At 71.2% G+C, this 7205-nt stretch carries 8 protein-coding genes; 5 read left to right on the forward strand and 3 right to left on the reverse strand.

Annotated features, from left to right (window positions below; translation table 11 throughout):
- Window positions 1-84 precede the first annotated feature (84 nt).
- Both EAD98_RS15070 and EAD98_RS15075 read left to right on the forward strand, forming a co-directional pair.
- A complete protein-coding gene (locus tag EAD98_RS15070; protein ID WP_121654681.1) occupies window positions 85-1509 on the forward strand; it encodes a DUF234 domain-containing protein in 1425 nt (474 codons plus the stop codon).
- Between the two features lie 88 nt (window positions 1510-1597).
- Complete coding sequence (locus EAD98_RS15075) at window positions 1598-2065, forward strand: hypothetical protein (RefSeq protein ID WP_121654682.1); 468 nt, start codon at window positions 1598-1600, stop codon at window positions 2063-2065.
- A gap of 103 nt (window positions 2066-2168) precedes the next feature.
- Here EAD98_RS15075 and EAD98_RS15080 read toward each other — a convergent pair whose 3' ends face one another.
- Window positions 2169-2957, reverse strand: a complete 789-nt coding sequence (locus EAD98_RS15080) for a D-Ala-D-Ala carboxypeptidase family metallohydrolase (RefSeq protein WP_121654683.1) — start codon at window positions 2955-2957, stop codon at window positions 2169-2171.
- 302 nt (window positions 2958-3259) lie between these two features.
- On the opposite strand from EAD98_RS15080, the gene EAD98_RS15085 reads away from it, so the two are divergent.
- Window positions 3260-3895 (forward strand): DUF6642 family protein, encoded by a 636-nt coding sequence (locus EAD98_RS15085; RefSeq protein ID WP_121654696.1) that lies wholly within the window; start codon window positions 3260-3262, stop codon window positions 3893-3895.
- Window positions 3896-3923: 28 nt separating this feature from the next.
- Window positions 3924-4388 (forward strand): PPOX class F420-dependent oxidoreductase, encoded by a 465-nt coding sequence (locus EAD98_RS15090; RefSeq protein ID WP_121654684.1) that lies wholly within the window; start codon window positions 3924-3926, stop codon window positions 4386-4388.
- A gap of 12 nt (window positions 4389-4400) precedes the next feature.
- On the opposite strand, the gene EAD98_RS15095 is transcribed toward EAD98_RS15090, so the two are convergent.
- A complete protein-coding gene (locus tag EAD98_RS15095) occupies window positions 4401-5042 on the reverse strand; it encodes an NAD(P)-dependent oxidoreductase (RefSeq protein ID WP_121654685.1) in 642 nt (213 codons plus the stop codon).
- Window positions 5043-5094: 52 nt separating this feature from the next.
- Window positions 5095-6327, reverse strand: a complete 1233-nt coding sequence (locus EAD98_RS15100; RefSeq protein ID WP_121654686.1) for a serine hydrolase — start codon at window positions 6325-6327, stop codon at window positions 5095-5097.
- Between the two features lie 88 nt (window positions 6328-6415).
- Between EAD98_RS15100 and EAD98_RS15105 the strand changes: the two genes are divergently transcribed.
- Window positions 6416-7009: a pentapeptide repeat-containing protein gene (locus EAD98_RS15105; RefSeq protein ID WP_121654687.1), complete on the forward strand. Its 594-nt coding sequence runs from the start codon at window positions 6416-6418 to the stop codon at window positions 7007-7009.
- Window positions 7010-7205 lie beyond the last annotated feature (196 nt).

The following is a 7205-nucleotide window of genomic DNA, read 5'->3' on the forward strand; positions in this document are numbered from 1 at the left end:
TCGGAGCGATCGAGCCCTGCCAGCACCGATACGGTTACACTCATTTTTGAGTGTTCCATCGTTGGGTGTGTCAGGGGTGATTGCGTGGACGGCTTCGTGGGTCGGGACGGCGAGCTGTCGCTGCTGAACGGCATGCTCTCCCGAGTGGAACGCGGTGGTCGGGCTGGACGGCCGGGCCGCGCCCTCCTCATGCGGGGTCGCCGTCGCGTGGGCAAGTCCCGACTGGTGGAGGAGTTCGTCGAGCGGGCGGACGTGCCGCACCTCTTCTTCACCGCCTCGGCACAGCCGACCGTCGCCGCCGATCTCGCGCTCTTCGTGGAGGCGGCGGCCACGTCGACACTGCCGGGCGCTCAGCTGCTGAGCGAGCAGCAACCACGGACCTGGGACGCGGCGCTCACCCTGCTCGCCGCCGCGCTGCCGACCGACCGGCCAAGTGTCGTCGTCCTGGACGAGATGCCGTACCTCATCCGGAGCGACCCGGGCTTCGAGGGGACGCTGCAGAAGGTCTTTGATCGCGAGCTGTCCCGGCGGCCGGTCCTGCTGATCTGTGTCGGATCCGACCTGGCGATGATGGAGGCGTTGAACGACTACGGCCGGCCGTTTCATCAACGCGCCACGGAGATGGTCATCCCACCGCTGAGCCCGGCCGACGTCCGCGACATGCTCGATCTTTCCGCCGCTGACGCGTTCGACGCCTACCTGGTGTCGGGCGGTCTCCCGTTGATCCTCGACGAGTGGCCGCCCGGCGCACCGGTACGCGAGTATCTGACCGACGCGGTACGGGATCCGACCTCTGCCCTGCTGGTCAGCGGTGAGCGCGCGTTGGCGGCCGAGTTCCCGCCCCAGTCGCAGGCGGGTCTGGTGCTGCGGGCCATCGGTGCCGGCGAGCGGACCTTCTCGCTGATCTCACGGGCGGCCGGCGATCTTCCACAGGCGTCGCTGACCCGGGCGCTGCGCCTGCTGACCGAGAAGCGCACGGTGGAGGTCAGCGTTCCGCTGTCGACGAAGCCGTCCCGGGAGACCCGGTACGCGGTGGCCGATCCGTACCTGCGTTTCTGGCTGTCGTTCCTGGGGCCCCATCTCTCCGAGATCGAACGGGGCCGGGGCGACCTGACCCTGAACCGGATCGTCACGTCATGGGGATCCTGGCGGGGGCGGGTGATCGAGCCGGTTGTGCGGGAGGCGCTCCGCCGGCTACCCGGCGACCGCCTGCCCGCGGAGGCGGCGGTGATCGGCGGCTACTGGACCAGGACCAACGACCCGGAGATCGACGTCGTCGGCGCCGATCGTGGGCCCGTCGCCGGTCGCATCCGCTTCGTCGGCTCCGTCAAGTGGCAGGAGAATCGCCCCTTCGACGCGCATGACCTGGGCCGACTGCTTTTACACCGGTCCCGGTTGCCCGGCGCTGATGAGACGGTGCCGGCCCTGGCCGTGTCGCGCAGCGGCGCCGCCGTCGAGGGGATACCCGTGTTGTCTCCGGACGATCTGCTTACCGCGTACCGGAATTGAACTTTCGTCCGGTGTCGGCCGTACCACTGGCCGAGGATGTCGGTGCGGTAGGTCCGCCGTACCGCTGCCGAACTGCGGGAGGCCTGCCGTGCGTGTTGGTGAGCAGTCGACGGATCCCATCGATCAGGTTCTGGGTGAGGTGCCGGTGCCGGCGCCGCTGACCCCCGAGGACGTCCGGCTCGCGGTCCGGGCGGTGATCGTGCACGCCGCTGAGGAGTGGCCCACCGGGCCACTGTGCCGCAACGACGGCGCCTCCTACCCCTGCCGCCTGCACCGCTGGGGGCGGCGGGTGCTTGAGACACACGGGCTCAACGAGCGGCAGATCGAGGCGTTGATCCGGCACGGCAACCCCTTCGTGCACGTGCCCTTCCCGTTCACCGCGACCGGGCCGTCGTCCGCCCGTCCCGCCGGCTACTCGGCCCAGGCCGCGCGCACCAACGGGCTGACGGCGCGACACCCGGCCGCGCGGGTCGTCCCACCCGGGGTACGACCCACCGCTCCCGGCCGGCCGGTGACTCCCCCCGTCACCGCGCCGCGCTGGCCCCGGGCGAGCTGACCGGCGCCACCCCCCGCCCGACTGCCCGACCCGGGGCGACACGATGCCGGCCCGACGCGGAGGTTCCCACCCGCGCCGGGCCGGCGTCGTGCTGCCCGAGCCGTCAGTCGTTGCCGGCCCCGATACCGCAGTCCGGCGCGGACCAGCTCGTGGTGTTCGAGCTGTCGTCGCTGTTGTTCTCCCGCCGCGAGTCGACGTGCACGTGGTCGTCGTGGTCGGGGTAGCCCGGCCCGTAGAGGCCGCTGAAGCCGTTGCTACGCGCGCTGCGGGCGACCTGGCACAGCGACGACGTCCGCGAGGTGACGTCGGCCGCGTTGCCGTACAGGTGCTGGCTGTCGGACGCGCCGCCGACCTGGTTGTTGCAGCTCCTGCTGCGGAAGCCGCTCGAGACGTAGAGCGGCTTGTCGCCGAGGCCCTTGCGCAGCGCCTCCAGCTTCCACATGGTGCGCAGCGCGTTCTGCTTGGTCTGGCTCGCCGACAGCGGACCGCCGCTCCACCCGCTCCCGCCGCACCCGTTGTCCAGCTCGCTGTAGCTGAAGTGCGCGGGCGTGCAGTCGTTGTCCTGGAGCTGGTACAGCTTCGCGTAGGTCTGCGGGCCGGCGATCCCGTCGGCGCGCAGCCCGTACGCCTGCTGGAACCGCTTGACCGCCGCGGTGGTCTTCGGTCCGTAGATGCCGTCGTTCTCCACGATGTCCCGGTATCCGGCCCAGCCGGCCACCCGGATCTGCAACTGGCGGACATCGCTGCCCGAGCGTCCCTGGGACAGGGTGCGGTTCCAGGTGTAGCAGCCGTCCGCGTGCGCCGCGGGTGCGGCGACCACCGAGGCGATCGCGGCCCCGGGCAGCGCCAGAGCGAATGCGACGGCAGCTCGCTTCAAGGTGTTTACGCGCACAGAAGTCCTCCCGATAGGAGAGCGAATGGGGTGGCTCCAGGACATCGACCGAGACGTCCCGTGATTTCCACCCTCGCACCGATCAGCGCGCTTGGCGGCAATAACGAGAATTGTCCTCACGATTGGTCTTCCTTGGGTATTGGCTGTGAATTCGGCTGATTTGCGAAACAGCCATTCACCCCCGATCACCCCGGCGATGGGCAACCACACCGAACGTCGCAATCGGCCACACCGAGGGTGATGTTCCTCGGCCGTCGGGGGCCGGTAACGTCAGCCCGGGCGGCGGACTGGCGGAGGTGCACGTGGCACGCGGTGGCGTCTTCTGTGTCGAGGGCCAGTGGCACCGAGACCTCAACGAGCGGGGTTCCGTGCTGCCCACCCTCGAGCTGCTGGAACGGCTCGGCAAGATCCGGTTCATCCACAAGGACGCGGCCACCCGCGACGAGCTCTTCTACTTCCTGGACCGCTGGCTCCTCAAGCAGTACGCCGACCACCGGGTCGGCTTCTTCGCCATGCACGGCGAGCCGAGCCGACTCTGCCTCACCGACTGGCAGTCCGTGGAGTTGAACGAGGTGGCCGAGTTGATGGCCGGCCGCTGCGAGGGGCGCCGGCTCTATTTCGGCAGTTGCTCGGTGCTGCGCGCCTCCGACGCGGTGCTGCGCGAGTTCCTGGAAGTCACCGGAGCCGCGCTGATCTGCGGTTTCACCCGGGAAGTCGACTGGGTCGAATCGGCCGCTTTCGAAACCGTGCTGCTCGACGTGCTGGCCAACGGTCAGCGGCACAATGCCGCCGAACTGCGGATGGGCTCGGCGCACTGGGCGCCGCTCGCCTCGTACCTCGGTTTCCGGGTGATCTACGCGAACGGCCGGGCCTGGCGCCCGGCCGGTCGGCCCCGGGTGCCGGCCCAGGCGGCGCACCGCGCGGCCCGGCCCGGCTGACCCGCCGCCGCCCTGGTAGGAAGGAGTGATGGCGCGCAGCATCGCGAAGAACACCCGGGTCGACCGGGACACCCTGCTCGACTTTCTCCGGCCGCGACACCGCGTCGTGCTGATGACCACCCGGGCCGACGGTCGCCCGCAGTCCTCCCCGGTCTCCGCCGGCGTGGACGGGCAGGGTCGGCTGGTCGTCTCCACCTACCCCGAGCGGGCCAAGGTGAGCAACATCCGCCGCGACCCGCGGGTCTCGGCCTGCGTGCTCTCCGACGACTGGAACGAACCCTGGGTGCAGCTCGACGGCACCGCCGAGGTGCTGGACCTGCCCGAGGCGCTGGAGCCCCTGGTCGACTACTTCCGCAGCATCTCCGGCGAGCACCCGGACTGGGACGACTACCGGGCGGCGATGGTGCGCCAGGGCAAGTCGCTGATCCGGGTCACCATCGACGCCTGGGGCCCGATCGCCACCGGCGGCTTCCCCGCCCGGCTCGCCGACTGACGGCGGCCGGAGTCAGTACGCGGCGGTGAACCGGGCGTTCTGGTGCCGCGGCTGCTCGATCTCGTCGACGATCGCCACCGCCAGGTCCTCGTACGTCAGCACCGAGCGGCCCTGATCGTCGGTGACCGGCTCGTCGGTGCCGGTGCGGTAGTGCCCGGTGCGCTCGCCGGGGTGGAACTCCAGCGGGGGCGGCGAGACGTACGTCCAGCTCACCCCGTCGGCGGCGGTGCGGTAGTAGTCCAGGGCGTCGGCCTGGCCCAGCGACGAGTCCCGATACTGTGCCGGGAAGTCCGGCTCGTCGAGGATGCGGGTGCCACGTGGGGTGAGCAGCGTCGACCCGCCGCCCAGGTGGATGATCCGCGGCGCGGCCGGCATCCCGCGCAGCGTGGTCACCAGGTTCTCCGCCGCGTTCCGCCACAGCTCGCGCTCACCACCGCCGATCGCGACCACCAGGGCGTCCGCGTCCGGCGCCAACTCCCGGACACTCCGCTCGCTGGTGGCGTCGCCGGTGACCGTCCGCACGCCGGCCGGCAGGTACGAGGTGGCCTCCGGACGGCGGACGGCGGCGATCACCCGGTGCCCCCGGTCGACCGCCTCGGCGGCGATCCGCGACCCGGCGGTGCCGCCCGCGCCAAACACGACGATGGTGCTCACCAGCCCAGGCTAGGGACTGGGCCAGCCGCCCGCCGGTGGAACGACGATCCCGTCAGTCGACCAGGGCGGCGTAGACGAGCTGGCGCAACTGGGAGCGCAGCGGGTACGTGCTCGACGGCATCAGCTGGGTGAAGAGCAGCGCGGTGATCTCCTCGGCCGGGTCCACCCAGAAGGCCGTGCTGGCCACCCCACCCCAGTAGTACTCGCCGACGCTGCTCGGCACCCGGCTGGGAATCGGGTCGTCGACCACCGCGAAGCCGAGGCCGAAGCCGATCCCGTCCAGGGTGGTCTCGGCGAAGCCACCGGTGGACAGGGTGCCCAGGTCCTGACCGTCGGGCAGGTGGTTACGGGTCATGAAGCGCACCGTGCGCGGCCCGAGCAGGCGTACCCCGTCCAGCTCGCCGCCGCGCAGCAGCACCTGCGTGAAGCGGTGGTAGTCGGCGGCGCTGGAGATCAGGCCGCCGCCACCGGAGAGCAGGGCGGGCTTGCGGCGGGCGAGCGAGCCGAGACTGTCGTAGCGGACCGCCCGGCCGCTGCGCGGCTCGGGGACGTAGAGCGCGGCCAGCCGCTCGGCCTCGTCGCCCTCGACCCACCATCGGGTGTCGGTCATGCCCAGCGGGCCGAAGATCCGGTCGGCGAAGAACGCGTCGAGGCTCTGCCCCGAGACCACCTCGACCAGCCGGCCGAGCACGTCGGTGGCGACCGAGTAGCCCCAGGCGGTGCCGGGCTGGAACAGCAGCGGCAGCTCGCCGAAGGCCGCGCAGGCGCTGGCCAGGTCGACGTCCTCGGGCGGGTACAGGTCGTAGCCGGCCGCCCGGTAGAGCCCGTCGACCACGGAGGTCTGCATGAAGCCGTACGTCAGGCCGGCGGTGTGGGTGAGCAGGTGCCAGACCCGGATCGGCTCGATCGCCGGCACCGTGTACGGCTTGAGCGTCGACCCCTTCGAGTAGACCCGCAGGTCGGCGAACTCCGGCAGCCAGCGGCTGATCTCGTCGGTCAGCTCGAAGCGGCCCTCCTCCCACAGCATCATCGCCGCGACCGAGGTGACCGGCTTGGTCATCGAGTAGATCCGCCAGAGCGTGTCGGCCTCGACCGGAGCGCCCGACTCCCGGTCCCGCAGGCCGTACGTCGAGGAGTGCGCCACCTCGCCGCGCCGGGTGACCACCACCTGCCAGCCGGCCAGCCGGCCGTCGTCCACGTACCGGCCGAAGTGCTCGTCGATCCGGGCCAGCCGCGCCGGGTCGAAGCCGATCTGATCCGGGTCCTTGCTCAGCGCCACACTCACGCCGCCGAACCTACTAGCCGGTACGCCGATCGCGGTAGGGGCGGCCACCGGTCGGCCGGCTGTCGGTGGCCGGCACTAGCCTGGCCGGATGCCGGAGCTGACCGAGGACGTGACCTTCCGCCACGAGGACTGGTACGGCGAGGAGCTGACCGACCGGCACTTCGTGGGCTGCGAGTTCTTTCACGTGGACCTGACCGAGGCGGTGAGCCGCGGCGCGGTCTTCACCGGCTGCACGTTCGGCAACGTGCTGTTCAACGCCTCCCAACACGTCGACTCCGCCTTCACCCGCTGCGTCTTCAAGCGGTGCAACCTCTTCGAGGCCGAGTTCACCGGGTGCAAGCTGGTCGGCAGCACCTTCACCCAGTGCGACCTGCGCCCGTTGACGGTGACCGGCGGCGACTGGTCGTTCGTCGCGCTGCCCGGGGCGGACCTGCGCGGGGTCCGGCTGACCGACGTGCGGATGCGCGAGGTCGACCTGACCGGCGCCAACCTGACCGGCGCCACGGTGACCGGCGTCGACCTCTCCGGCGCGCAGCTGCACAGCGCCCGGCTCGGCGACGCCGACCTGCGCGGCAGTGACCTGACCGCGCTCGACCCGACGGTCGTCGAGCGGGCCGGCGCCATCGTCGACGCCGAGCAGGCCGTGGTCATCGCGCAGGCGCTCGGCTTCCGGATCGGCTGACGCGAGGGCGGCCGGATCGACCGAGGTCCCCGTCCGGCGAGAGCCCGGCTGTCCGATACCGTCCGGTTCCGGACTGGACACGCCGGCCCGTGCGGATCTAGCGTGTCGTCCACGCCGGATGCGAGCGCAAAACGGCCCACAGTGGACGGTGCGATCCGCGACGCTCGATGGCGGCCGGGCGGTGGAGGTGGAGGGC

The organism is Micromonospora sp. CV4 (assembly GCF_003667455.1).
Lineage (GTDB): Bacteria > Actinomycetota > Actinomycetes > Mycobacteriales > Micromonosporaceae > Micromonospora.

Coding starts and splice junctions, on each gene's coding strand:
- EAD98_RS15090 (WP_121654684.1), top strand. CDS start 3,924: ATGGCGCGCAGCATCGCGAAGAACACCCGGGTCGACCGGGACACCCTG.
- EAD98_RS15105 (WP_121654687.1), top strand. CDS start 6,416: ATGCCGGAGCTGACCGAGGACGTGACCTTCCGCCACGAGGACTGGTAC.